The sequence below is a fragment of the Lentzea sp. NPDC051838 genome, assembly GCF_040681245.1.
Taxonomy (GTDB): domain Bacteria; phylum Actinomycetota; class Actinomycetes; order Mycobacteriales; family Pseudonocardiaceae; genus Lentzea.
The window spans coordinates 286676-312793 of the sequence record NZ_JBFAYI010000008.1 but is presented as its reverse complement, the minus strand read 5'-3'; the positions used below and the strand labels follow the sequence as shown (position 1 = coordinate 312793).

Genomic DNA, 26118 nt, shown 5'->3' with positions numbered 1-26118 from the left:
CCCCTGCCGCGCCCCGCTGCACATTAATAGCCGGTGCCTAGAAATCAAACACAGCACCGGTGTGCGCCAGCATGACGCACGAGTTCGGGTAGGTCTGCACCTGTGACACGGGCTCGCCGCGCCAGAAGCCGAACATGGTCACCTCGACCGGCGCGTAGACGAACGTGCAGGCGCGGTTGTCGGACTGCATGGCCTGCAGGTCCGCACGAGCGGAGGCGAGCGTCGCGCAGGCGAGGGCCCTGCGCGGGTGGTTGTCGCCTCGTTCGCAGGTCAGGACCGTTGCCTTGAAGGCGTTGTCCTCGACGTCCGAGTACTGCACGGAGAGCACCAGCGCGGTGGCCTTGTGTGCCGCCGGGGCTGCCTGGGCGGTGCCGGCGAAGGCGAAAAGCGATACGAACACAGTTGCTGACGCAAGAATGCGGCCGAACATGAAAGCGGGTCCTCCTGAGACCTTCACAAAAGCGGGCCGGTTCTCGGCCGACGCAGATGTTGCCACCACGTTTCGTCGATGCAAAAGGGGCCAGCACTCGTTCACCGATCACATTTCCCGGTTGCGCCAAAAGTGTCGTTGGGCCAAATGGATGTGTTGCGGGCCACGTTCACCGGGACACAGCCGCCGACGGACTGTTACGGGTTGCTGACAGACCACGTTGCGCGCGCACGTATTATCGAAATCATGTCCAAGACCTCCAGACGCGTCGTGTTCGGCGTGTTGCTGATCGTCACACTCGTGGTTTCCACCGGCGCCGCGCTGGGTTACCTGGGCAGATTGACGCTCGTGTTCGACCGGCACCCGGGAAAGGCGCTCGCGATTCTCGAGGAAGTGCCGGGACCACCGGACGGACCGAAGTGCGCGATCGATGCCCGCTACCTGGACGAGGCCCCCGACGGTATGCGCCCGGAGGTGCTGCAGGCCTGGAAGTCCTTGCGCTCCAAGGCCTCTCAGCAGGGCGTTCAGCTCTGCCTGAACGACGGCAAGCGCAGCCGTCAGCAACAGCAGAAGGAGTTCGACGAGGCGGTCGAGAAGTTCGGCACCGAAGAACTGGCGTCGCGTTATGTGCTGAACCCGCCGGACCGTTCGGCGCACGTGCACGGATATGCCGTCGACATCCAGCCGATCGAATCGGCACAATGGGTCGAGAAAAACGGCAGCACCCTCGGCTGGTGCCGCCGTTACGAAAACGAGCAGTGGCATTTCGAGTACGACACCCGATACACCACCGGTGGCTGCCCACCGCTCGAGAAGAGCGCGACCGGCAGCTGAGTCCCCGTGCAAAGGTCTAGACGCCTGGGGTGCGCGCGAGGTTGCGCCGACGTAATCTGACAACCCGAGTTACCAGATTGGAGCCACCCGTGGCCCGTGCCTACGCCGGCGTGTCACCCGAGCAGCGCAGAGCAGAGCGCCGCGCCCGGTTGCTGCAGGCAGGCCTGGCGCTGTTCACCACCACGGGCTTCGCGGCGACGCGCATCACCGAGTTGTGCACCGAGGCCGGGGTCTCCACGCGGAACTTCTACGAGGAGTTCGCCTCGAAGGAGGACCTGCTGCGCGAGCTGCACGACCTGATCAACGCCACGGCGTTCGCCGAGGTCCGCACGGCGCTCGCGGGGCTGGAGACCGCAGATGTCTCCAGCCGCATCGCCACCCTGCTCGACGTCTTCGTGCGCACCGTGACCGCCGATCCCCGTGCGCCGCGCCTCAACTACGTGGAAGCCGTCGGGGTGAACGCGGAGATCGAGCAGCAGCACGTGCGGTGGGTGAACACGTGGGCGGAGTTCATCGAGTCCGAGGCTCTGCGCGCGGCGACGGCCGGGGTGGCACCACAGCGGTCGTACCGGTTGACGGCGATCGCCCTGGTCGGGGCGATCACGGGGCTGTTGCGGGAGTGGCAGGCGCACGAGCCTCCACTCGCGGTGGACGAGATCGCGACGGAGATCCGCGAACTGATGCTGGCGGCGATCACCCGGCCGTAGGGTTCGTGGTGTGACAACGCGGAACCTGCGGCGTGCCCGGCCGGACGAGGCGGGCGTGCTCACCGACCTGGCGATGGCGGCCAAGGCGTTCTGGGGCTACGACGACGCGTTCATGGAGGCGTGCCGGGACGAGATGACCTTCGACCCGGCGGACGTCGCCGCCAGGCACGTCGTGGTCGCCGAGATCGACGGTGTGGTGACCGGCTTCTACAGCGTCGACGGAACCCCTCCTGCCGGCGAGCTCGGCAACATGTGGGTGAGGCCGGACGCGATCGGAACGGGGCTGGGCCGGGTGTTGTGGCTGGACGCGCTGGCCACCGCGCTCGACCTGGGTCACGAACACCTGGACATCGACGCCGACCCGTTCGCGGAGGGCTTCTACCTCAGGATGGGCGCCGAACGCATCGGAGAGACGCCGTCCGGATCCATTCCCGGAAGGATCCTGCCGCTCCTGCGGATCGCGGTGCCGCGCGCCGTGGGCAGCTGACCACGTGCGCACGCTGAACCGGTTCGTCACGGCGACCGCGGCCGTCGTCACCTACGTCGCGTTGCTGCTGACGATCGCGGCGGGCACCGACCTGCGTGAGGCCGCGGCATTTCACGACGCGCCCGACCAAGCCTCCCTGTTCCGGCACGCTCTCGATCGCGGGGACGCGGCCCAGGCCCAGGCCATCTCGCGGTGGTTCGACGAGCACGCCCCGTCGTCCAGCCGGTCGCGGACCTCGGTCTCCCTGGCCGCGGACGCCGTCGAGGACGGCGAGTTCGATTTCGCCCGCCGGTACTCCAACGACCTGGACTCCAAGGTCGCGGAAGACCTCGAGAAGCTGGACGACGAGTCGGCGCAGTCCTGGGGTCGCGCGTGGCCGTGGCTGGTGATCGGCGCGATCCTCACCGCGGCAGCCCTCGTTCTGCGCCATCGCAGACACCGGCAGAACGCCGAAGTGGTCGACGTGGTCATCCGGTTCGTGCCGCCGCAGCCGCGGTGGCGACGGCCGGTGTTCCTGGTGGTGAGCGGGATCGGGTACACGCTCATGGTGGGCGGCTTCCTCGCCGTCGTCACCGCCACCCGCGCCGACGAGCTGCCCTGGGCAGCCAGGGGAATCGTGCTCGCGGCAGGGGTCGCGGCGCTGCCCGTCGCGTACTTCGTGCTCAAGTACTCGAGGCCCAGATCAGCGCGGGGAGCGAAGCAGACGCTGCAGGCGGACTGGCGCAAACCCGTGCTGTACCTGCGGGGTTTCGGCGACGACCCCGAGGCGGCGGTCGTCGACGAGCTGCCGGGTGCACTGGCAGCGGGATTGCTGAGCATCCACTCGCGCGAGGAGCACCTCATCGGCGCGCTCAACGCGTTCGGGCCCGTGGTCGCGGTCGGCGAACCGGGTGAGCAGCTGCCGTACCTCGGCGCGGCGCGGTTCTACCTGCCGGGCGACGATTGGCAGAAGGGCGTCCTCGAGCTGATGGAGCTGTCGCAGCTGATCGTGTTGCGGCTCGGGGACGGCGACGGGGTGTGGTGGGAGGTCGAGCAGGCACGGCGAACGCAGCCACCCGGCAAGCTCGTCGTGCTGGTTCCCGGCGAACGGCCCGACCTCGCCGCCCGGCTGGACGCCCGCGTCGAGGTCGCCGCGGAACCCGGCAGGTGGACGTCCAACGTCGTTGTCTTCGAAGAGGACTGGGCCCCGCGCGTGCAACCGGTGGGCCCCTTCCCCGGCGACAAGAACAAGTACGGCGCGGCCGTCTTCTACGTGGCGAGGGCGATGCAGGCGGCACTGGGCGTCAAGCGGGCCATGGGACTGCGGATCAACAGTCACATGCTCTCGGTGTACGGCAAGGTGTTGCTGCTCGTCCCCGCGTTCGTGCTGATCGTCCTGTTCCTGCGGCTGATCTTCCTCTGGTGACCGTTCCGGTCCCGTTGTCCTCCCGAGTCAAGTTGTGTGACAAGCGCACGCGGAGATCGCTAGCGTCGTCTCGTCCGCCGCCTCCCTGCCAGGGAACGGACAGCCATGCGCAGATTCGTCGCCGCCCTCTCGGCGGTCGCCCTACTCACCCTGCCCGCACCGGCGCGAGCACAGGAACCGCAGCAGTCACCGGCACCTCCCGACCTCATCACCCTGATCACCGGCGACCAGGTGTTCGTGCACGAGAACGGCGTCGAGATCAAGCCCGCGCAAGGCCGGGAGAAGGTCGAGTTCACGAAACTCACGGACAACGGTGACGTGTTCGTGCTGCCCGTCGACGCGATCGACGACGTCGCGTCCGGGCGGGTCGACCGCAGACTGTTCAACGTCACGGAGCTGGTCAGGCAGGGGTTCGCGGGCAGGAAGCTGCCGTTGATCGTCAGCCACGACGGGCCGATGATCCAGGGCCGCTACCTGAGCAGCATCAACGCCACCGCCGTGACTGCGTCGGACGAGATCATGACCGCCAGCTCGGTGAAGAAGATCTGGCTCGACGCCAACGCGAAGCTCATCGACGACGAGAGCAACGCCCAGATCGGCGCGCCCGCCGCGTGGCAGGCCGGGTTCACCGGCAAGGGCGTGACGGTCGCCGACCTGGACTCGGGCTACGACGCCGCGCACCCCGACTTCCAGGGCGTTGTCGTGGGGCACAAGGACTTCCTGACCGGCGGCGGCCCGAGCATCGACCAGCACGGGCACGGCTCGCACACCGCGAGCATCATCGCCGGGTCGGGCGCGGCCAGCGGCGGCAAGTACAAGGGCGTTGCCCCGGACGCGAAACTGCTCGTCGGCAAGGTGTGCGACGCGACCGGCAGCTGCCCGAACTCGGCGATCATCGAGGGCATGGAGTGGGCCGCGAGCAGCGGCGCGAAGATCGTGAACCTGAGCCTCGGCGGCGGCGCGACGGACGGCACGGACCCGATGTCGCAGGCGGTCAACAACTTGACAGCGCAGACCGGCACGCTGTTCGTGATCGCGGCGGGCAACGCGGGGGCCGCCGGTTCGGTCGCGTCGCCGGGTGCCGCCGACGCCGCGCTGACCGTCGGCAGCGTCACGAAGGCCGACGCGCTGAGCTCGTTCTCCAGCCGTGGTCCGCGCGTGGGTGACGGCGCGATCAAGCCCGACATCGCCGCGCCCGGCAGTGCGATCATCGCGGCACGGGCGGCGGGCACGTCGATGGGCACGCCCGTCGATGCCAACTACACCACCGCTTCCGGCACGTCGATGGCGACGCCGCACGTCACGGGCGCGGCGGCGGTGCTGGCCCAGCAGCACCCCGACTGGAAGGCCGAGCAGCTCAAGACCGCGCTGATGGCCGCGAGCAAGCCGCTCGCCCTCTCGGTGTTCGCCCAGGGCGCGGGACGTCTCGACGTCGGCAAAGCGGTCAGCACCACCCTGACGTCCTCGCCGGCGAGCCTGTCGTTCGGGCTGATGAAGTGGCCGCACACGGGCCCGATCACCAAGAAGCTGACCTACCGCAACGACGGCGACGCTGCCCTGGAGCTCGGCGTCACCGTGCCCGCACCGTACACAGTGGACACCACGAAGGTCGCGGTTCCGGCGCACGGCTCCGCGTCCGTCAACGTCACGATCACACCGGGAGCGGAGGGTGAGTTCACCGGACGGGTCGTCGCGTCCGACGGCACCAGGTCGCTCAGCACCGCGATCGGCGGCACGGTCGAGGGCGAGCGCTACGGCCTCAAGGTCACGGCGGTCGGTCGCACCGGCGAGACCGGGTTCACCGTCGGCAGCATCGTCGACACGTCCACCGGCAACGGGGTCGGGCTGATCATGGGCTTCGGGCCCGAGTTCTCCTACCGGCTGCCCAAGGGCACCTACGACGTGCAGGTCGCGCTCGGCGACGCGTACGTCAACGGCGTGCCGGGCGCGCGGTCGATCCTCACCAAGGCGGGTGTCCGGCTCGACAAGGACGTGGCGGTCGCACTCGACGCCAGGAACGCGACCCGTGTGACCGCGGCGGTCGAGGGTGTCACGACGACCAGCGAGTCGAACGACTTCGGCGTCTCGGTGGGCAAGTCCGGCGTCACGTACGTCGCCGATCCCAACGCCCCGCTCTACGCCACGCCGACCGGGAAGATCACCGATCGCGTCTACACGTTCCACCTCTCCCCCGCGCTGGTCGGCGGCCAGGATCTCTACCGGCCGATGTTCTGGGACAAGAACGGGATCCCGGACGAACTCGACTACGTGGCCAAGCGGAACGACTTCGCGACGGTCCGCGCCGACTACGCCTCGCAGGCTCCGGGCAGCGTCGGCATGCGCGGCATCTTCGGGTTCTTCCCCGGTTCCGGCGGCGGCATCTCGTTCCTGCGGCAGACTCCGCTTCCGTTGCGGCGCAAGGAACACTTCTGGGCGTCCCGCGAGGTTACGTGGAACAACACGCTCTACTACCAGGAGACTCAGCCGGTCTACCGCTACGACGTGGAGACGTTGCTGCGCCGCACGTTCGACCGCCGCACCTACGACGTGTCGTGGAACCGCGCGCCCGTCGGGCCGGCGACCGGGCCCGTCGACATCGGCTGGGGTGCGTCGCGCAAGGACGGCAAGTTCAACTTCTACGTCCCGGTGCTGTCCACGGCGGGCAACGACACGTATCTCCAGTCGGTCAACGCCCGGCTCGCCGCGAGCACGACGGTCACCAAGGACGGCAAGCTGGTCGGGTCGACGATCTATCCCGGCTACGGCTCGTTCACCGCGCCCGACGCCGGTGTCTACGAGGTGAGGACGCAGGCCACGCGGGCGGTGCCGTGGACGACGCTCGGCACGTCCGTCGACGCGACCTGGAAGATCAACGATCCTGGTGTGAACGGCGTGCTGCCGTTGCTGGTGGTGCGCACGGACTCCGACAAGGAGGCTCGTGCGGGCCGGTTGCACTGCCTGAAGATCGACGTGGAGAAGCCGGCGAAGTCGCGGATCACGAAGCTGAAGGTCGAGGTGTCGTTCGACGACGGCAAGACCTGGCGTTCCGTGCCGATCATCGCTGGTCACGCGTTGATCCAGCACCCCGCGGCGCCCGGTTTCGTGTCGGTGCGAGCCGAAGCGCGGGATCAGGCGGGCAACTCGGTCAGCCAGACCGTGATCCGGTCCTACAGCTCCAGGTGAGGCTGGGGATCCGCGCGTTGTAGAGGTACTCGACGAGCCGATGATCGGTGAACGGCAGCCGCACCTCCAGTCCGGCTGCCGCGCTCACCCGGTCGATGCGGTCGAGCACGGCCGGGAGGGTCCGGGTGAGGTGCAAGTAGGCGGTCTTGCGCCGTTCCCAGTCCTCGTCGGACTCCCCCGGCAGCCGCGCGATCTCGCCGATGGCAGTGGCGTGGCTGTCGGCGAGGTAGGTGTCCAGGTCGAGAGCTGCCAGGACCTCGTCCGGCAAGTCGCAGGTCGGGAGGGCTCCCTCGAACAGGTCGTCGGCACCTTCCACCGGCAGCGCCACCCGTTCGGGCACGGCTTGGAACAGCTCCAACAGATCTCCAGAGCGCTTCGTGAGCCAGCCGACCGGGACGTCCGCGACGAGCTGGCGCGCCACGGTGTCCTGCCGCAGCCGGCGGATCTCGGCCGCGGTCTCCTCGGGATCGTCGAGGTGCGGCGCCGTTTCCAGGCGCCAGAAGTGGTGTTCGCGTGTTCCGGTCCGGTCGATCGTGAGGATCGTGCCGGGCCTCACCTCGTACAGGCCTTTGTAGACAGTGCGGCCGGGCGTGTGGAAGACCATCTCGCGCATGCCGTCCGCGTCGACCTCCCTGCACGTGGACGGGTGCGCGAAGATCGCCTTGGGCTCGCTGCCGACCAGCACCCCGCCGCCGATCGGGTAGTAGTGCAACGGTTTCACGCCGAGCCGGTCGCGCACGAGCACGAGCCGTTGCGCGCGGGCGTCCCACAACGCGAAGGCGAACATGCCGTTGAGCCGTTCCGCGACGCCGAGCCCCCACTCCAGGTAGCCGCGCAGCACGACCTCGGTGTCGGTGCGCGTGGTGAACCGGTGGCCTCGAGCGCTCAGATCCGCGCGCAGCTCCTGGAAGTTGTAGACCTCGCCGTCGTAGGTGATGGTCGCGTGCCCGGCGAACATCGGCTGGGCGCCATTGGCCGGATCCTGGACCGCGTGCCGACGGTTGCCGAGCGCCGCGTGTTCCGACGTCCACAGGCCACCCGCGTCACGGCCGCGCGGCAGCAACGTCGCGGTCATCGCCGCGAGCACGTCGTGCCGGATGGTGAGGTCCTGGCCGAAGCTGACCCATCCGGTGATGCCACCCATGGACAAAGTGAACCGGCTTCCCGGTGTGTGAACGCCTAGTGTTCCGCGTCCGTAGTCCTCGGATGTGAGCCGATTCGCCGTTCTCGCCCTGGTCCTGGCCCTCGGTGCCTGTTCCGCGCAGCCCGCCGAGGAACCCGAGGAGACCGCGTCGCTGGAGGAGCTGGAAGCCGCGGCCGGTCCCGTTGCCGGCCCGACACCCGTGCTGCCCGGTGACATCGCGAAGCTGCGGGTCGAACAGTCGGCCGCGGTCGGCCCCGTCGTCGCCGACCGCGACCACTACACGCTCTACTTCCACGAGAAGGACGGCACGAACCCACCGTCGTCCGTGTGCGTGGAGGCCGAGTGCACGCTGGTGTGGATCCCGCTGCTGGCCGCGGGTGGTCAGATCGAGGCGCCTGACCTGGACCCGAAGCTGCTCTCGACGTTCAAGCGGCCGGACGGGCTGGAGCAGGTGACGATCGGCGGGCACCCGGTGTACCGGTACGTGGACGACGAGGGGCCGGGTGACGCGGTGGGGAACGGCGTGGACGGCCGGTTCGCGATCTCGCCTGCCGGTGCGAAGGCCGCTCGTTAGGGGCCTCCGGTTCGCGGCACGTCTCGACAGGGCCGGCACCGCCGCACGTCAGGCGCTCAAGGCGAAATTTCGGTCTAGACCAAAAACAGCACCGCGTCACGGTCTCGCCACACACTGAAACCGGTTGCCCACAAGGGCAACCGGTTTGTCGCGTTCGGCCTAGTTGGCGGCCATCTCAACCGATTCGTTTGTACCGGAAATCCTGAAACCGGTTTCGCGCGGAACCGGTTTCAGCTAGAAACTGTGAGAGCGCTCCCACGAACGCTGCCGCCGCACGAGCCCTCTCGGAGACCACATGGATCGCGACGACGTGCCCTACCTCGACGCCACGCTGCCCACCGCACAGCGGGTCACCGACCTCCTGGCCCGCATGACACTGCCGGAGAAGGTCGGGCAGATGATGCAGCTGGACTCGAGGGAGGACCTGGACGACCACGTGCTGCGCAAGCACGTCGGCTCGATCCTGCACACCTCGCCGGAACGGGTGCTGCGCGCGCACGACCTCACCACGCGGACAAGACTCCAAGTCCCGCTGCTCATCGCCGAGGACTGCATCCACGGCCACTCGTTCCACGAAGGCGCCACGATCTTCCCGACGCAGCTGGGCATGGCCGCGACCTGGGACCCCGAGCTCGTCGAGAAGGTCGCACGGGTCACCGCGACAGAAGCGTCCGCGACCGGTGTGCACTGGACGTTCTCACCGGTGCTGTGCATCGCGCGTGACCTGCGCTGGGGCCGCGTCGACGAGACGTTCGGCGAGGACCCCGTGCTCATCGGCGAGCTCGCGGCCGCCATGGTCCGCGGCTACCAGGGCGACGGGCTCACCGACGACACCGCAATCCTCGCCACCGCCAAGCACTTCGCCGGCTACTCCGAGACCCAGGGCGGCCGGGACGCCAGCGAGGCCGACCTGTCCCGCCGCAAGCTGCGCTCCTGGTTCCTGCCGCCGTTCGAACGGGTCGCGAAAGCGGGCTGCGCGACGTTCATGCTCGGCTACCAGACCACCGACGGCGTGCCGATCACGGTCAACTCGTGGTTGCTCGACGAGGTCCTGCGCGGCGAGTGGGGCTACACCGGCACGTTGATCACCGACTGGGACAACGTCGGCCGCATGGTCTGGGAGCAGAAGCTGCAGCCCGACTACGCCCACGCCGCCGCGGCCGCGGTCAAGGCGGGCAACGACATGATCATGACGACCCCTCAGTTCTTCGAGGGCGCGCTGCAGGCCGTCGAGGAAGGACTCCTGGACGAGAAGGACCTCGACCAGGCCGTCACGCGGATCCTGACGCTCAAGTTCGACCTCGGCCTGTTCGAGAACCCGCGCAGGCCCGACCCCGCGCGCCAGCAGACCATGATCAACCACGACGACCACGTGGCGCTGAACCTCCAGGTCGCGCGCCGGTCGCTCGTGCTGCTGCGCAACGAGGGCGTGCTTCCTCTCCAGAAGGGCAAGATCGCCGTCGTCGGGCCGCTCGCCGACGATCCGCAGACCCAGCTCGGCGACTGGGCGGGCTCGTCCGGCCAGGCCGACTGGCTGCCCAACGGCCAGCCGCGCGAGATGATCACCACGATCCTGGACGGGCTCAAAGAACTGGCACCGGACGTCACCTACGCCCGTGGTGCCGACATCCTCACGCTGGAGCCGGATCCCGAGGGCGACACGTTCCCGGACGGCCAGCCGCGCCCGCACATCGTCCAGGCGTCCGCTCCTGACGCTCAGCTCATCGCCGAGGCAGTGGCGGCAGCGGATGCGGCCGATTACGTGGTCGCAGTTGTCGGTGACCGCATCGAGCTCGTCGGCGAGGGGCGTTCCACCGCCACGCTCGACCTGATCGGCGGCCAGATCGCCCTGCTGGACGCGCTTGCGGAGACCGGCAAGCCGTTGATCGTCGTCCTGCTCGCTTCAAAGCCCTTGGTGCTGCCGGACTCGGTCCGCAACGCCGCCGCGCTGGTGTGGGTCGCGAACCCCGGCATGCAGGGCGGCCGCGCGATCGCCGAGCTGCTGCACGGCCTGATCGAACCCAGCGGCCGTCTGCCGATCTCGTTCGCCGCCCACGCCGGCCAGCAGCCGACCTACTACAACCAGATCCGCGGCCAGCACGGCTCGCGCTACGCCGACCTCACGCAGGAACCGGCGTTCGCGTTCGGCGAGGGCCTGTCGTACACGACCGTCGAGTACGGCGACCTGCACGTGGAAACGGCGGTGCTGCGTCCGGACGAGACCGTGCGGGCCTCGATCACGCTGACCAACACCGGATCCCGGCCCTCCCGAGAGACCGTGCAGGTCTACGTGAGCGACGCCGTCACGTCGGTGAGCTGGGCGGACAAGGAGCTCAAGACGTTCAAGCAGGTCGACCTCGCGCCCGGCGAGACCGCGAAGGTCTCGCTCGAGCTCCCGGTGTCGGCGTGCACGATCGTCGACCAGCACGGCTGCCGCGTGGTCGAACCCGGTGAGTTCGTCCTCCTGGTGGGTCCGAGCTCGAAGGATCTGCGCCGGGCGGAGTTCACCGTAAAGCCGCAGTTCTGAAAGGGCCGGGAACGATCGTGAGGTAGCGGGGAGGAACGTCCACCGCCTTCGTGATCGCTTTCTTGACCGCCGGGACGAGGTCCGCGTCGACCAGCGCGACAGCGGGCCTGCCCGGTGAGTCGATCAGCATGCTGGCACCCCGTGCGCCGGCTGCGAGTGCCGCGTAGACCACCGCGTTCTGCTCGGGATCCGGGCTCTGGACGTGGTGATACGCCGTCAACGCCGCCCCGAGGTCGTCCGTGTGCGGCACGTACGGCCGCTCCACCTGCGGTTCCGGCCGGCGGATCCGCGTGTCGACGACGAGCAACCGCTGGCCGGGCAGATCGACGGGGTCCGCCGCCGGCTCGTCGAGCTGCTCACCGGCGAGGTCGCGCAACGCCAGGCGCACCGCGGCCTTCAAGGCTTCTCCCGCGGACAGACCACTCCCCTGCGGCAGATCAACGCTGCACATCAGCGCGGCGCCACCCGTCGCCTCCAGTCCTGCCGCCCACGCCGGAACATCGTCGGACGGCAGCAAAGCACGCTCGGTCGGCCGGTTCACCGACACCAGTTCGAGCCTGCCGTCGTCGCGCCTGTCGCCCGCCACGATCGCGCCCCACTTGGCGTGCACCTTGACCGCGCCGCCGAGCAGGTTGAGGACTCCTGGCGCGTACCAGACGCCTTGAGCCGGCCTGCCGAACGTCTGCCGGAACGCGTGCGGCACCAGCCTGAGCTCCGGCGCGATCTCAGGCCGATCCGCGATGTCCATCATGCTTTTTGGGCCAGCAACCGGTAGGCGTTGCCGTTGCCGGTGCGCGCCGCCAGGAACCGGTTCACCGTCTGGTCGAGCGCCATCGCGACGAAGAACGCCGGAATGCCCAGCGACCACACCAGGAAGCTCCTGGTCCTGCGCAACCGCACCCGTTCCGGACGCCACGGCGCGGGCGTGCGCGGGGCGACGTTGCCGAGGAACAGCAGCACCGCCAACGTGAAGTCGTTGCACAGGTGGGCTTTGGCGCGTTCGGTGGCCACTGTGGTCAGTCCGCGGTCGGCCAGCGCGTGTTCCAGGTTGCCGATCGGCATCATGTGCTGGTGCTGCGGCTGGAACCACGGCATCCAGTACTTGCCGAACAACCGCCCGAGCCGCCACTCCGGGTCCGGCAGCTCGATCAGCAGATAGCCGCCGTCGGGCAGCACGTCCGCGACGATGTCCAGCTCCTCCCACGGATCCCGCACGTGCTCCAGGTAGTGGTGCATGCTGATCACGTCGTAGCGACCCTTGAGCTCGCCCGCGAACTCCTTGAAGCTGCCCCGGTACGCCTGCTCGATCCGGCCGAGCCGCGCGGCGTCCTCGATCGCGGCACCCTGGTCGAGCCCGTCGAAGGTGGTCTGCGGCAGGACTTCCTTGGCTCCCAGACAGAAGTGCGCGTGCCCCGAGCCGACGTCCAGCCACCGCTCCGGCTTCGTGAACGGCTCGACCATCCGCGCCCGGCCGTAGTACGGGTCCGTCTTGCCGGAGAACACCGCTTCCGCCGACGTCTCGCCGAGACCGTCGTAGAAGTCGCGGTAGTAGAAGCCCAGCCCCTCTTCGGACAGCCGCGGGTTCTGCCAGACGTGTCCACATCGGACGCACCGGTCCATCGTGAACGTGCCGGGCTTGCGCTGCACCAGGTCCGTTGCCGTGACCCACAACCGCAGATCCGTGCTGCCGCAGGACGGGCAGTTGTCGCGCCGCGCCTCGTGGAAGTTCCTGGTGCGGTTCTCCTCGTACCAGGGCGCGGCCTGCTTGAGGTGCTCGGCCTGACGCTTCTCCGCCGTGGACTTCTTGCCACCGGACGTCTTCAGCCACAGGTACGGCGTGCGCAGGAACCGCGGCACCCACAGGTCTTTCGGCTGGAGCGGCGTCCCGACGAACACCAGCAGCGGGTGCGCCCAGTAGGCAGCCAGCGCGACCAGCCCCCACTGCCAGTTCGTGACCAGGGCGACGACGACCGTCGCGTACCCGATCACCGAGCCCGCGATCCACAGCGACGGCCGCTTCCCGAGCTGCCGCAGCGTCGCCGCGCGGTACCCGAGGTCGTACGGCCCGGCCTTCAGCCCCGGCGCCACCGCGATGTCGACCTTCACCCGCACGTTGTCCTTGATCCGGCGCACGTACGCGATGAACTCGGTCGGGTCGTCGGCGTTGATCTCCTCGACGAACTGCTCCCGCACCAGCACCGCCTGCGACGCGCTGATCCCGCGCGCCCACTGGTCGTCGCGGTACTTGCCGGGATCAAACGCTCCCAACAGGTCCAGAGCGGCAACCGTCGGCAGGTCGCGCGGGATCAAGTCGACCAGGTCGGCGTCGGTTTCCCACGAACCCTCGGGATGGACTCCGGTGGCGGTGAGAAGCGAGTGCTCACCCGCGCCCGTGGCGAGCACTCGCAGCTTGGACGCGCGGGAACGCAGGCGCAGCACGTCCAACAGGACGACCAGCACCACCAACACGCTGAGGATCACCCGGCCACCACCTTCTCCAGTCGGTCGGCTGCGGCAGTCGCGCCACCAGCCGCCAAGAACGACTCCCGCACCAGCTCGGCGGCGGCCGCGTACTCCGGCTCGTCCAGCACCGATTCCAGCGCACTGCGAATATCCGCGGCTCGTGCCCGCGAGTAGGTCAGCCGCACTCCCGCGCCCGCTTGGACGACCTGGGCCGCGACCGTCGGCTGGTCGTCCCGGATCGGGGCCACGACCAGCGGCAACCCGTGCGCCAACGCCTCGCACACCGTGTTGTGGCCGCCGTGCGTGACGACCGCGTCGAGGTGGGGCATCAGCGCGAGCTGGGGCACCGACGGGAGCATGAGGACGTTGGGCGGGGCGGGGCGCGGTTCGGCCACCATGACCACCTGGACGTCCAGGTCAGCTACAGCTTCCAGAGCTTGGCTGAGAAAGCGCTCTCCGGCGGGTCCGTTCAACGTTCCCAACGACACGAGTACACGGCGTTGTCCTGTGAGCTTTTCCCACGGGAAGTCGACTCGCTCCACGCGATGAGCCAGTGCCGGCCCCACCAGCGCGACCTGCTCACCGAACTCCCCCGCCAGCAACGCCTTCGAGCTGTAGACAAGCACGAGCCGGTCCGAGAACCGGATGTCCCCACCCGCGAAGTCGTGCAACAGGTCGCGCACCCACGCGTCGACCTTCGGCATCGTCCTCAGCGGATTGATCAGCTCGGCCGACGTGCTCGCCGAAGTGGCCCAAGGCAGATAGGCGTGCTGAGCCACCAACGGACCCGCCAACGCCTGCTGATCAGCGACGATCATGTCCGGTTCGAACGCCGTCACAGCCCGGGAAACGCCGGGAACCATCGCATGCCCGAGCGGGATCAGGAACTCTTCCCAGAAGAACTTGAGCACGGCCATCCCGCGCAGCCCGAGCCACCGCTCCCGCTTCGCCCGGATGTCGGCTTCCAGCAGGTCGTCGATCGCGGGAAACACCACCGCGTGGTCCGGCAGCAACGGCTTGAGCGTCCGCGGATGCCCGACCCACGCCACGTCGTGCCCGCGTGCCAGCAGCTCGCCGCCCACCGAGGCGGTCGGGTTGATGTGGCCGGTCAGCGGCGGCACCACGAACAGGAAGCGACTCATGACGGCAACCAGTCCATGAGCACGTCGAGCAGCTCGGCCGTGGCCTCGCGCAACACCGTGTGGCCCAGTCCGGACACGATGTGCAGCCGGCACGACGGGATCCGTTCCCGCAGCTCCGCCGCCGCTCCGATCAGCTCGGACTCGGCACCGAACACCCCGAGCACCGGGCACTGCACCTGCGTCAGGTCGAGCTTGGCACCCGAACCGAGATCGTCGATCAGCGTCGTCCCGTTCAGCAACGCATGAGCGTTCACGGCGAGCCGCGCGATCTTGCGTTGGCCGAGCGCCATCAGCTGGTCCTGCGTGCGGTCGAACTCCAGGCCCAGAGCGGCGACGGTCAGCGTGTTCGTGATGTCCTCGAACCACGCGTCACCGACCACTCCCCCGCACGCCGACTCCACCAGCACGACACCACCGACGCGGGACGGAGCCTGCACGGCCGCGTGCATCGCGACCACACCGCCGTAACTGTTGCCCAGCAGGTAAACCGGCTCGGTCACGCCGATCTCGTCCAGCACCGCGACCAGGTCCGACGCGCTTTCCTCCGGCGTGTAACCGGAGGGCGGCCGCTCGGACAGCCCGTGTCCGCGCAGGTCGAACAGCACCGTGCCGAACCCGGCCTTGGCCAGCGGCGCGGCGAGCGTGTAGTAGAAGCTGGACAGGTTGTCCATCACCAGGCCGTGCACGAACACCACGGTCGGAGCATCGGTTGGCCCGAGCCGCTGCACGTGGAAGCGCAACCCTCGGGCGTGAACGTCAGACACGCGCCGTGATGTGGTCGACGAGACGGCCCACGGACATCGCCATGATCTCGTCGATGTCCATGTCCGCCAAGAACGCCACGAGATCGACGCCGTAGTGCGCGTTGAGCTTGTCCGCCAACGCCACGAACTCGATGGACTCCAGTCCCAGGTCGTCGCTGAACGTGGTGTCGCGGGTGATCTCCACGCCCAGCAGGAAGTCAGGCCCGACCACCTCGGTGATCATCTTGGCGACCTGCTCCAGCACCTCGTCCATCAGTTCTCCGTCCTCAGCCGGGCGGCGGCTCGTCCTTGTTCTGAAACAACTTCGATCTGCGGTACCGCGAACGCGCCGCGCACCCGGCCGGTCGCGTCCACGGTCAGCTCCGCCGGGTAGACCGGTCCGGCGCCGCGGCTCCACAGCCAGGCGCGCACGGCGTCCTTCACCGCGATCACGCGCAGCAGCCAGTCGCGTTGCGCGGGCACGTCCAGCCCGCCGTAGTGCAGTCTCTCGGTGGAGTTCAGGTAGCGGCGCATGATCAGGTCCCTGGTCGCGCTGTCGGACCAGTTCTCCGTGACGCGCAGCCATTCACCGTCCCCAGAATCGGACACAGTGGACAGCATTTCGGTGCCCGGCTTGAGCTTGACCTGCCAGATCCGGTCGTCCGTGGTGAACCGGCGGGTCGTCCACCCCGTGATCCGGCACCACAGTTCGCCGTTCACGGTGAGCTCGGCATCGGCGACCATCTCCTGGGCGGTCACCGAACGGATCCACGCCGTGCAGTGGACGTCGCCGGTCGGTGCCGGGCCGTGGAACGAGACCTGCTCGATCCCGGTCGGCAGCACCGTCTGGTCGACGGTGAGGCTGACCTGCATCCAGTGGCCGATCAGCTGTCCGGCGCTGTCGAGCAACGCTCCTGGGGCGGGCAACGGCGTCAGCACGCCCGCGATCCCGTTGTCCGCCAGGCAGTCGATCTTCGTGACGCCCGCGAACGCCGGTCCGTGGAACATCCAGTTGTCCGCGTAGAGCTCCTTGGCGTTGACAGGAGCCTCGCGGACGCCTTCGAGCTCCTTGCCGACGCGTTCCGCCTTGACCGGAGCCATCAGCACGATGCCCTCGGCGTAGTCGCCGACCCGCACAGCCACTCTGCCCGGGCCTTCGGCGCGAGCGGTGATCTTCACCGTGGACGCCGGCAGTGCGGTGAGCCAGCGCTTGGCCTTGACGTCGGTGAAGCCGTGCACGGTGCCGCCGGTGAGCCTGCGCGCGGCGTCGGCGAACACCTCCAGCAGGCCGGTCGCGGGCACGATCGGGAAACCGTCCGCGAGGTCCGGCCAGCCCTGTGCCTGCGGGAACACCGAGTGGTCCACGAGTTCCGGCATCGTCCGGAGCGAGAACTCGCGGGTGAACCCGGCTTCGTTCGGCCTGAGCGCGCCGACGACCTCGCGTGCGACCGCGTTGGTGTGGGCCAGGAGCTTGTTGACCGCGGCCGACATCGGGCTGTCGTCGGCCACCAGGACGGGCTCGGAGCTCAGCGCGTCCAGCTTGATCTTCGGCGTACCGAGCTTGAGTTTCACCTTGTGGGCGGTGCCGCGCTTGAGCCCGAACGCCCACAACGCTTCCGGCGCGATGTCGGCGTTCACGGCGAGGTGCGGGCGGTCGTTCAGCGTGTCCGAGACGAACCCCGGCAGGCTGCCCTGTCCGATTTGGACGAACGCGCGGAAGCCCGCTCCGTGCAGCCGCTCCAGCAGAGGCCGGAACTTCACCGGCTCGACCAGGTGGCGCAGGACCAGCTCGCGCACCTCGTCCGCGCGCATCGGTTCGAGTGAGTTCGCCGACCACACCGGGATGTCCGACGTACGGACCGGCAGCCGGTCGAGCATCTCCTTCGCCTGGCCCAGATAGGGTGCCAGTGCCGGAGTGTGGAAGCCGGTGCGGAACGGCATGAGCTGTGCCATCACACCGTTGGCCTTGAGGGTCTCGATGACCGGTTCGAGCCGGTCGATCGGGCCGCAGATCACCGACTGGTGCGGGCAGTTGTCGTGGCTGATCGTGACGCCCTCGGTGAGGTACTTCCCGGCGGTGTCGGCGTCGCAACCCAGTGCGGCGTAGGCGATGTCGACGACAGCCACCGCGCCGGGGCCGAGTGCGGAGACGAACTCGTCGATCGTCGGGTAGATGCCGCCGACGACCATTGCGGTCCACTCGCCCATGCTGTGCCCGGCCAGCGCGCCCGGAGTGATGCCGAGCGCCATCAGCTCACGGGCTTCCCTGCGGCCGTCCTGCAGCAGGCCGATCGCGTGGTCGACGACCTCGCCGCTGAACTCGCGCTCGAAACCCGGGAACAGGAACGCGACCTGATCCGTGCTGGTCAGCAGCGGTTCGTGCGCGAACCAGATGTCGTGGCGGCCCGGCCACGCCTTGCCCTGGGCGATCACGCGTTCGGCGAGCTTCAGCTTCCGGTCGTCCGGGTTGCCGATGGCGAGCCGGAACGCCCTGTCAGCGCTGGACGTCCGGCGTTCCTTGAGCGCCCGCGCCAGCTCCTCAGCGGTGTCGGCCGCGAAGGTCATGACAGGTTTGCGCGGCTTGGCTTTCGTGTGGCCGTCGAGCACGGCATGCGCGTTGATGCCGCCGAAGCCGAACGCGTTCACGACCGCGCGGTGCGGGCCCGTCCACTCGCGAGCTTCCCTGACCGGCGTGAACCTGGTGTCCTTCAAAGCTGAGTGTGGCTGCTCGACGTGGAGCGTCGGCGGCACGGTGTTGTGGTGCAGGGCGAGCGCGGCCTTGATCAATCCGGCCATTCCGGCGGCGGGCATTGCGTGGCCGATCATCGACTTCACCGTGCCGATGCCGATCTCGTCGCCCTCGGCACCGAACGCGTTGATCATCGTGGCCAGTTCCGCGGCGTCACCGGCAGGAGTCGCGGTGCCGTGGGCTTCGATCAGGCCGGGCGCGTCTGTTCTCGGGTCGAGTCCGGCGTTGTCCCAGGCCCGTCGCACGGCGAGGAGCTGACCCTCGGGGTTGGGCGTCATCATGCTGGTCGCACGGCCGTCGCTGGCCGTACCGATGCCTCGGATCACGGCGTAGACGCGCTCGTCGCCGACGTCTTCCAGGCGCTTCAGCAGCACCATGCCGACACCCTCGGACAGCAGCGTGCCGTCCGCTGCTGCGTCGAACGGCTTGATGCGCTCGGTGGGACTGAGTGCCCTGAGCTGGGTGAACACGCTCCACAGCGTCGGGTGGTGGCAGACGTGCACCGCTCCGGCGAGCATGGCGTCCGCGCGGCCCTCCTGGAGCTCGCGGACGGCGTGCTCCACCGCGACCAGGCCGGACGCGCAGGCCGCGTCCACCGTGTACGACGTGCCCTTGAGGTCGAACCGGTTGGCGATCCTGGACGCGGCGAGGTTCGGCACCAGGCCGATCGACGCTTCCGGCTGCTCCGGTCCGAGTTTCTCCCGGATCGCCTGGCGGACCGTGCTGAGATCCTGGCCCGCGAGGTTCGGGAACAGATCCCGGACGACCGAGACCACCTCGTCCGCGAGCCGCACCCGCTGGTCCAGGCGCGCGCAGCCGGGCGTCAGGTAGCCGCCACGCCCGACGACGACGCCGACCCGGTCCCTGGACGGGAGAGCGGTTTCCCCACCCGCGTCCGCGATGGCTTCCGCCGCCGTGGCGAGAGCGAGCAGCTGATCCGGCTCCGCGCCGTCCACTGTGGACGGCATGATGCCGAACCTGGTCGGGTCGAACTCCGCCAGGTCGTCGACGAAACCGCCCTTGCGGCAGTAGAACCTGTCGCCCGACGTGCTGCCCTGGTCGTAGTAGGTCGCCGGGTCCCAGCGTCCGGCCGGGATCTGCCCGATCGCGTCGACGCCCGAGGCGATGTTGCGCCAGAACGTCGTGGCATCGGGAGCGCCGGGGAAAACAGCGCCGATCCCGACGATCGCTATGCCTCCCATCGGTAGACCACCTGGACTTCGGCTCCTCCGGCGATCTCGTTCAGCAGCGCGTCGACACCCTGCTGCGGCTCGATGAGCGGGATACCGCGCCGCGCGTACTCGTCGGCCAGGTTCACGGCCATGCCCGCGCCGGCCCAGGGACCCCAGTCGACGGCGACGACCTTGCGGTGCGTGCCCCAGAACCGGGCCATCCGGTCCAGCGCGTCGTTCGCGGCCGAGTAGTCGGCCTGGCCGCGGTTGCCGAACACCCCGCTGACGCTGCCGAACAGCACGAGGAAGCCGTCGTTGAACGCCTTGGCTCCGTTGACCTTCGTTGCCCAGACGCGGTCGAACTGCTGCTGTGTCTTGGCCTCGATCAGCTTGTCGTCCAGGACTCCGGCGCCGTGGATGACGCCGTCGATCTTCCCGAACCGCGCCATGACGTCCTCGATCACCTTGCTCACCGCGTCGGCGTCGGTGACGTCGCACTCGTGGTACCGGACGCTCGAAGCCTTGGCGCGCAACCGTTCCATGGTCTGGCGGACTTCGCGTTCGGCCAGGACCTTGCGGGCCTTCGCCGGGACGTCGTCCTTCTCGCCCAGCTCGAACAACGCCTTGACCAGTTCGGGCTCGGTCGCGGCGTGGGTGAGCCGGTGGTCTTCGGAGGCGATCGGGGTGCGGCCGAGCAGTTCGACGTGGCAGCCGGTGCGTTCCGCAATTGCCGTCGCGGCCAGCGCGGTGATGCCTCGCGCGCCACCGGTCAGCAGCACGACGCTGTCGGCGTCCAGGTTGAGTGTGCTGGTCTCGAGTTCGGTTTCGATTGCCTCGATCACCTGGCGCTTGCCCGCGTGGTAGCCGACGACCGCCGGGCCGGGGCCGATCTCCGCGAGCAACGCCGTGGCGATGTCGCGGTGGCTCTCCTTGGAGTTGACGTCGACCGCGCGCACCACGAGATCCGGGTACTCCAGGGCGGCCGTGCGGATCAGGCCGTGCAGACCGATGTCCGCCGGCAGTTCGTCCGGGGCGTGGTCGAAGCCGAACGTGCCGCCGCCCGTGGTCACCACGACCAGCGCTGTTCCGCTGGTGACACAGGCTTTGACCTCGCTGAACGCCTCCGGGAGCCGTCCGCCGAGCCTGACCACGACGTCGATGCCGGTCAGGTCCTCCGGGAACGCCGGCTGGATCCGCGGGCGGGTGGCCTGCTTCTCGATGAGGTCGGCCAGTTCGAGGCCGATGCCGTTGTCGTCGATGATCAGGACGGTCTTGCCGGTGAGGTCGACGGGCTCGGCGGGCTCGCACGGCACGACCTGGGGCACCAACCGCACCAGCCGCCCGGCCTTCGGGGCGTCTGCAAGTACCACCAACTCCGAGTTGGCAGTACTTGCAGGCGCCGTGCCGAACCAGCCGACGATCCCGTCGATGGTCTTCAGTTGCGCCAGTTCGTCCACCGAGCCCAGCGCACCCAACTCCGACGCCAGCTCACCGACGATCTCGGCGCGCTTGATCGAGTCGATCGACAGGTCCGCTTCCAGGTCGAGGCCCGGTTGCAACATCTCGATCGGATAGCCGGTCCGGGTGCTGATCGTCTGCAGCACCACCGCCCGCACGTCCTTCGACCCGACCGCAACCGGAGCACTCGTGACCGTCCCGAACCAGCCGACCAGCCCTTCGATCGTCTTGAGCTGCGCCAGCTCCTCGATCCCGCCGGTCGCACCCAGCTCCTGGGCCAGTTCGCCGACGATCTCGGTCCGCTTGATCGAGTCGATCGAGAGATCCGCTTCCAGATCCAGGCCCGGCTGCAACATCTCGATCGGATAGCCGGTCCTGGCACTGATCGTGCGCAGCACCACCGTCGCGACGTCCGCCACCTGGGGCTCAGGCGACGTCGGCTGCTCGATCACCCGCATCGGCGCGGCAGGAGCCGGGATCGGAGCGGCGGGTGCGGTGCCGAGGTAGCTCAGCAGGACGTCGCGCTGGGCGCTCACCGCATCGCGCATGCCGTCCAGGAACTTCTCGATGATCTCGTCGCGCCCCAGGCCGGACCCGAGTTTCAGGGTCGGGAACTCGGTGGCGGGCCTGAGCCCACCGGGTAGGGCGTCGCCGTTCGCGTCCCGCACGAGACCTCCATCCACGTACCAGCCCGGCCGTGGCGGCACGACCGCGGCGGGTTCGGCCCTGTCCTCGAACAGCGGTGCGGCGTCCACCTCGACGCCGGCGACCGCGAGCTCCGCCAGCGTGCGCAGGAACGTCACGTGGTCGTCGCAGCGCAACGCCTGGTGCGGGCGGTCGCCGAGGGTCTTGCCGACCAACGACGTCAGCACGCCGCCGGGGCCGGCCTCGACGAAGATCCGCGCGCCCGCCGCGTACATCGACTCGATCTGGTCCACGAACCGCACCCGGCCCGCGAGCTGCGCCGACAGGCCGTCTCGGACATCGGTGTGAGGCTCGGCGGTGACGTTCGACCACACCGGGATATGCATCTCATTGATGGAAATGGCCTGCAGCCGAGCCGCGAACCGGTCACGCGCGCCCGCCATCAGCGGGCTGTGGAACGCGGCGGCGACCGGGATGCTCTTCACGCTCAGCCCGGCTGTGCGCAACACCTCGACGGCGTTGTGGACAGCCTCGGTCGGTCCGGAGATCACGACCTGGTCGGGTGCGTTGTGGTTGGCCACCACGACATCCGACGGCAGCAGCGCCTCGACGTCCGCGAGCGGCGCCGACACCGCGGCCATGGTGCCGGGATCCTCTCCGACCGCCTCCAGCATCGCCTCGGCCCGGGCAGCACTGAGGTCGAGCAGGTCGGCGGGCTCGAACACACCGGCGGCGGCGAGTGCGACCAGTTCGCCGTAGCTGTGACCACCGGCCAGATCCGGCTTCACACCAACGGATTCCAGCAGCGCCGTGACCATGAGGCCCGCGATGCCGAGCGTCGGCTGAGCCATCCGCGTGTCGGTGATCTCGGCGCGCTGACGGGCGATGTCGTCGGCGGTCAGCGCGGCCGGTGGGTACATCACGCTCTCGTACCGGGCGTCGATGAAGTCCTGCAGCCGTGGGAACGCTGTGACCAGATCGAGCAACATACCCGGTCGCTGGCTGCCCTGACCTGGATAGAGGAACGCGACCAGTGGCCGCGTTCCCTCGCGCAGTTTCACCGAGCCCGCACGCCACGCCTCGACGTCCGCGAGAGCCTTGCGCAGGCTGTCGTGATCGCTGACCACGAACGCGGCCTGCACCGTTCCGTGGCCACACGCGGCGGCGAGCGAACGCAACGGGGTTCGGTCGTCGACCAGTGCGGCGAGACGAGCGGCTTCTCGTTGTGCCGCTGCCTGATCATCGCCTCGGATGAGGAACAGCTCGGCAGGCCACTGGGTGAGGCCGTGCCAGGGTTCGTCGGCGCCGTCGTAGCCCGCAATCACGGTGTGGAAGTTCGTGCCGCCGAAGCCGAACGCGCTCACGCCCGCGACGCGGTTAGCGGACTTCCATGTGCGGTGACCGAACGCGAACGGACTGGTCTCGGCGTTCCAGAAGGCGTTGGGCTGCTTGACGTGCAGCGTTCCCGGCCGCAGCCCGGTGTGCACGGCCAGCGCCGCCTTGATCACGCCGGCGAGGCCCGCGGCGCACTTGGTGTGGCCGATCTGCGACTTCACCGAGCCGATCGTGCAGGTGCCGGGTTCGTTCCCGGCGAACATCTCGGTGAGCGACTTGAGCTCGGTCCGGTCGCCGACAACGGTTCCGGTGCCGTGCGCCTCGACCAGCCCGACGTCGGAAACCGGCAGGCCTGCCGATGCGTAGGCGCGTTTCAACGCTCGCTGCTGGCCTTCCGGACGTGGTGCGGTGAGGCCCATCGAGCGGCCGTCGCTCGACGCGCCGATGCCCTTGATCACCGCGTAGACCCGGTCGCCGTCGCGTTCCGCGTCGTCCAGCCGCTTGAGCACCACGCACGCCACGCCCTCACCGAGCGCGATGCCGTCCGCCGCGGAGTCGAACGTGGCGCAACGTCCCTTGGCGGACAACGCCTTCACCGACGCGAACATCTGGTAGTCGTGCGCGCTGTTGTGCAGGTCGACCGCGCCGCACAGCACCATGTCGCTGGTGCGGCCGACGAGTTCCTTGCACGCCACGTCCAACGCGGCGAGGCTCGACGCGCAGGCCGCGTCGACCGTGTAGTTGGCACCGCCGAGGTCCAGCCGGTTCGCGACGCGGCCGGAGATCACGTTGCCGAGCACGCCGGGGAACGAGTCCTCGGTCAGCTTGGGCAGGTGGTCGTCGAGGTCGCGGATTCCCAGTGCCGGCAACGCGGTGCGGACCGTGTAGGCGTTGGCGAGGTCGGCGCCGGCTTCCGCCCCGAAGATCACCGAGGCGCGTTCCCGGTCGAACACCCGCGTCGCGTAGCCGGCGTCTTTGAGAGCGCGCGCCGAGACCTCCAGCGCGAGCAGCTGCGCGGGTTCGATCGAGGTCAGCGAGGCTGGCGGGATGCCGTACGCGAGCGGGTCGAACGCCGTGCGCGGTATGAAGCCGCCCCACTTGAACGGGCTGTCGTAGCGCTCCGGCGACCAGCGGTCCTCAGGGATCTCGGTGACGGAGTCCGTGCCGCGCAGGATGTTCGCCCAGAACTCGGCCACGTCCTTCGCGCCCGGCATGATCGCGGCCATGCCGACGATGGCGATGTCCAGCGGTTCCGCGGTCGTGCCGCCCTGAGAGGCTTCCGGCAGCACCCCGGACACGATGTCCGCGTGCAACTGGGCGATCGTGGTGCGTTCGTGCCGCAGCGTGGCGACCTGGCCGATCATGAACATGCCTTCGCGGCGCTGTTCGTCCTCGTCGACCGCTTTCAGTCCGTCATCGGTGCGGACCAGACCACGGCTGGCGAGCCGGAGGCGTCCGAGGTTGAGCTGTTCGAGCTTCTCCCAGCTCTCCTGCTTCGGCAGGTCCTCGAGGTTCTTCCGCGCCTCTTCGAACGCGTCCACATAGGACGTCTGCGCGCACCGGACCGCGTGACCCGGCGACGTTTCCAGGAGAGCGGTCTCCTCGCATTCCAGCGCGACCTGCTGGAACACCGGCTGGATCGCGCCGTGCGTGACGGCTTCCTCGGTGAACAGGTACGCGGTGCCGACGAGAACGCCGATCGCCGCACCGTTCGCCGCCAGCGGCGCGGTCATCGCGTCGATCATCGCGGCCGACCGGGCGTCGTGGATCCCGCCCGCGAACAACGCCGTGACGTCCTTCTCGCGGCCGCGCAGGACGTCGATCTGCTGCTGCCACAACGTGAAGCTGGATCGAGGACCCGTGTGCCCGCCACACTCCGAGCCCTCGAAGACGAACTTGCGCGCACCCTCGTCGAGGAACCGTTTGAGCAGCGCGGGCGACGGCACGTGCAGGAACGCCTCGATCCCGGCGGCCTCCAGCTCACGTGCCTGCGTCGGCGTGCCCCCGGCGACAATGGCGTACCGCGGCCTGACCGCGAGCACCGCTTCGAGCTGTTTCTCACGCAGCTCCGCGGGCGCGAAGCCGAGCAGTCCGACGCCCCAAGGCCGGTCACCGAGGTTCTGCGCGGTCTGTTCGAGAAGCTCGCGGACCGCCGAGCCCTCCATCAACGCGAGCGCGAGGAACGGCAGCGCCCCACCCTCGGCCACGGCCCGCGCGAACGCCGGCTGGTCGCTGACGCGGGTCATCGGCCCCTGCGCGATCGGGTAACACAGCCCCGGAACGCGGTCGCAGAACGGTCCGTCAGCCCGGATCGAGCGCAGTTCGCCCGCCCGTACCAGATTGGCGTGAATGGCCCGCTGAATCGCGCCGACGACGCCTCCGACGGTCCCAAACGAGACGCGATTGAATTCCGCGAACGCGCCTTCCTGACCAATTTCAAGCGTGTTCTGACGAACATGTACGCGCAACCCGTCGTTCACAACGGTGTCAGCGCCGTCCATCGCTCGCAGCACGTTCACAATTTCACCGGAAATATGTTTCCGGACCTCCGCGACCAGTGCGAGCTGCCCTTCCAGCACCACTCCGCGAGCCCCACCGGCAACAGCCGCGGCAGCCGTGTCCGGACCGATCGATCCCGCCACCCAGACAGGCAGATCGGTGACCGCGAGCACCTGCTGGAGCAACACGAACGCGGGCGAACCACCCACCCGGCCGCCCGCCTCGGCACCCTTGGCGATCAACCCGGTGGCCCCGAACTCGATCGCCTCAACAGCCTCCGCCACCGAGGTGATCATGGCGAGCACACGCCGTTCACCCAGCTCAGCCAGGTTCGGGACATGTCGAACAAGATCGACCACAACCGTGTCGACCTCGTCGGGCAATTCCGCTTGGAGCGGCCCGTGCAGCCGTACGCCAAACGCACGGGCATGACGCGCGGCCACCCGGCTCAGGTCACGCGCGAGGTGCGGCCCGGCGTCGAGCACGCCAAGCCCACCCGCTCGTCCGGCCGCGACCACGAGGGCCGGGTTGGGGGCGCTGAACGGACTCAGACACAGCACCCGATCTCGATCCGACAGCATGTTCACTGCGCTCGCTTCCTCACCGTGCAGGGGGTGGGGA

The 26118-nt window shown here is 68.9% G+C and carries 16 protein-coding genes; 7 read left to right on the top strand and 9 right to left on the bottom strand.

What is annotated here, in order from left to right; genetic code table 11:
- Window positions 1–37: 37 nt before the first annotated feature.
- On the bottom strand, window positions 38–400 hold the full coding sequence (locus AB0M24_RS21275; RefSeq protein WP_363770156.1) for an SSI family serine proteinase inhibitor: 363 nt from the start codon (window positions 398–400) through the stop codon (window positions 38–40).
- 276 nt (window positions 401–676) lie between these two features.
- Here AB0M24_RS21275 and AB0M24_RS21270 point away from each other — a divergent pair, with 276 nt between their 5' ends.
- The 5 genes from AB0M24_RS21270 (at window position 677) to AB0M24_RS21250 (ending at window position 7046) form a co-directional block, all read left to right on the top strand.
- Window positions 677–1264, top strand: coding sequence for a D-alanyl-D-alanine carboxypeptidase family protein (locus AB0M24_RS21270; RefSeq protein WP_363770153.1), 588 nt, complete (start codon window positions 677–679; stop codon window positions 1262–1264).
- Window positions 1265–1353: 89 nt separating this feature from the next.
- Window positions 1354–1971, top strand: a complete 618-nt coding sequence (locus AB0M24_RS21265) for a TetR/AcrR family transcriptional regulator (RefSeq protein ID WP_363770150.1) — start codon at window positions 1354–1356, stop codon at window positions 1969–1971.
- A 10-nt stretch (window positions 1972–1981) separates the two neighbouring features.
- Window positions 1982–2458 (top strand): GNAT family N-acetyltransferase, encoded by a 477-nt coding sequence (locus AB0M24_RS21260; RefSeq protein WP_363770146.1) that lies wholly within the window; start codon window positions 1982–1984, stop codon window positions 2456–2458.
- A 4-nt stretch (window positions 2459–2462) separates the two neighbouring features.
- Entirely contained in the window at window positions 2463–3863 is a 1401-nt protein-coding gene (locus tag AB0M24_RS21255; protein ID WP_363770143.1) for a hypothetical protein, read from the top strand.
- A 105-nt stretch (window positions 3864–3968) separates the two neighbouring features.
- Window positions 3969–7046 (top strand): S8 family serine peptidase, encoded by a 3078-nt coding sequence (locus AB0M24_RS21250; RefSeq protein ID WP_363770139.1) that lies wholly within the window; start codon window positions 3969–3971, stop codon window positions 7044–7046.
- Here AB0M24_RS21250 and AB0M24_RS21245 read toward each other — a convergent pair.
- Window positions 7009–8190 (bottom strand): asparagine synthetase B, encoded by a 1182-nt coding sequence (locus AB0M24_RS21245; RefSeq protein WP_363770136.1) that lies wholly within the window; start codon window positions 8188–8190, stop codon window positions 7009–7011. The two genes, AB0M24_RS21250 and AB0M24_RS21245, sit on opposite strands and share 38 nt — an antisense overlap.
- A 64-nt stretch (window positions 8191–8254) precedes the next feature.
- Between AB0M24_RS21245 and AB0M24_RS21240 the strand changes: the two genes are divergently transcribed.
- Complete coding sequence (locus AB0M24_RS21240) at window positions 8255–8764, top strand: hypothetical protein (RefSeq protein WP_363770133.1); 510 nt, start codon at window positions 8255–8257, stop codon at window positions 8762–8764.
- A 295-nt stretch (window positions 8765–9059) separates the two neighbouring features.
- Window positions 9060–11291 (top strand): glycoside hydrolase family 3 N-terminal domain-containing protein, encoded by a 2232-nt coding sequence (locus AB0M24_RS21235; protein ID WP_363770130.1) that lies wholly within the window; start codon window positions 9060–9062, stop codon window positions 11289–11291.
- On the opposite strand, the gene AB0M24_RS21230 is transcribed toward AB0M24_RS21235, so the two are convergent.
- Genes AB0M24_RS21230 through AB0M24_RS21200 form a run of 7 tightly spaced genes read right to left on the bottom strand, consistent with a single transcriptional unit; the run spans window position 11269 to window position 26078 of the window.
- Window positions 11269–12042 (bottom strand): hypothetical protein, encoded by a 774-nt coding sequence (locus AB0M24_RS21230; protein ID WP_363770127.1) that lies wholly within the window; start codon window positions 12040–12042, stop codon window positions 11269–11271. The genes AB0M24_RS21235 and AB0M24_RS21230 overlap by 23 nt on opposite strands.
- Window positions 12039–13772 carry a methyltransferase domain-containing protein gene (locus AB0M24_RS21225; RefSeq protein WP_363770124.1) on the bottom strand — a complete coding sequence of 578 codons (1734 nt, stop codon included), beginning with the start codon at window positions 13770–13772 and terminating at the stop codon, window positions 12039–12041. The genes AB0M24_RS21230 and AB0M24_RS21225 overlap by 4 nt, the downstream gene beginning before the upstream one ends.
- A complete protein-coding gene (locus AB0M24_RS21220) occupies window positions 13769–14896 on the bottom strand; it encodes a nucleotide disphospho-sugar-binding domain-containing protein (protein WP_363770121.1) in 1128 nt (375 codons plus the stop codon). The genes AB0M24_RS21225 and AB0M24_RS21220 overlap by 4 nt, the downstream gene beginning before the upstream one ends.
- A complete protein-coding gene (locus AB0M24_RS21215; protein WP_363770118.1) occupies window positions 14893–15660 on the bottom strand; it encodes an alpha/beta hydrolase in 768 nt (255 codons plus the stop codon). Before AB0M24_RS21215 ends, AB0M24_RS21220 begins: the two co-directional genes overlap by 4 nt.
- A complete protein-coding gene (locus AB0M24_RS21210) occupies window positions 15653–15913 on the bottom strand; it encodes a phosphopantetheine-binding protein (RefSeq protein ID WP_045315192.1) in 261 nt (86 codons plus the stop codon). The genes AB0M24_RS21215 and AB0M24_RS21210 overlap by 8 nt, the downstream gene beginning before the upstream one ends.
- Complete coding sequence (locus AB0M24_RS21205) at window positions 15913–19590, bottom strand: beta-ketoacyl synthase N-terminal-like domain-containing protein (RefSeq protein ID WP_363770115.1); 3678 nt, start codon at window positions 19588–19590, stop codon at window positions 15913–15915. Before AB0M24_RS21205 ends, AB0M24_RS21210 begins: the two co-directional genes overlap by 1 nt.
- Window positions 19578–26078, bottom strand: coding sequence for an SDR family NAD(P)-dependent oxidoreductase (locus tag AB0M24_RS21200; RefSeq protein ID WP_363770263.1), 6501 nt, complete (start codon window positions 26076–26078; stop codon window positions 19578–19580). The genes AB0M24_RS21205 and AB0M24_RS21200 overlap by 13 nt, the downstream gene beginning before the upstream one ends.
- Window positions 26079–26118: the final 40 nt, after the last annotated feature.

Coding starts and splice junctions, on each gene's coding strand:
- AB0M24_RS21270 (WP_363770153.1), top strand. CDS start 677: ATGTCCAAGACCTCCAGACGCGTCGTGTTCGGCGTGTTGCTGATCGTC.
- AB0M24_RS21250 (WP_363770139.1), top strand. CDS start 3,969: ATGCGCAGATTCGTCGCCGCCCTCTCGGCGGTCGCCCTACTCACCCTG.
- AB0M24_RS21245 (WP_363770136.1), bottom strand. CDS start 8,190: ATGGGTGGCATCACCGGATGGGTCAGCTTCGGCCAGGACCTCACCATC.
- AB0M24_RS21235 (WP_363770130.1), top strand. CDS start 9,060: ATGGATCGCGACGACGTGCCCTACCTCGACGCCACGCTGCCCACCGCA.
- AB0M24_RS21230 (WP_363770127.1), bottom strand. CDS start 12,042: ATGATGGACATCGCGGATCGGCCTGAGATCGCGCCGGAGCTCAGGCTG.
- AB0M24_RS21220 (WP_363770121.1), bottom strand. CDS start 14,896: ATGAGTCGCTTCCTGTTCGTGGTGCCGCCGCTGACCGGCCACATCAAC.
- AB0M24_RS21210 (WP_045315192.1), bottom strand. CDS start 15,913: ATGGACGAGGTGCTGGAGCAGGTCGCCAAGATGATCACCGAGGTGGTC.
- AB0M24_RS21205 (WP_363770115.1), bottom strand. CDS start 19,590: ATGGGAGGCATAGCGATCGTCGGGATCGGCGCTGTTTTCCCCGGCGCT.
- AB0M24_RS21200 (WP_363770263.1), bottom strand. CDS start 26,078: ATGCTGTCGGATCGAGATCGGGTGCTGTGTCTGAGTCCGTTCAGCGCC.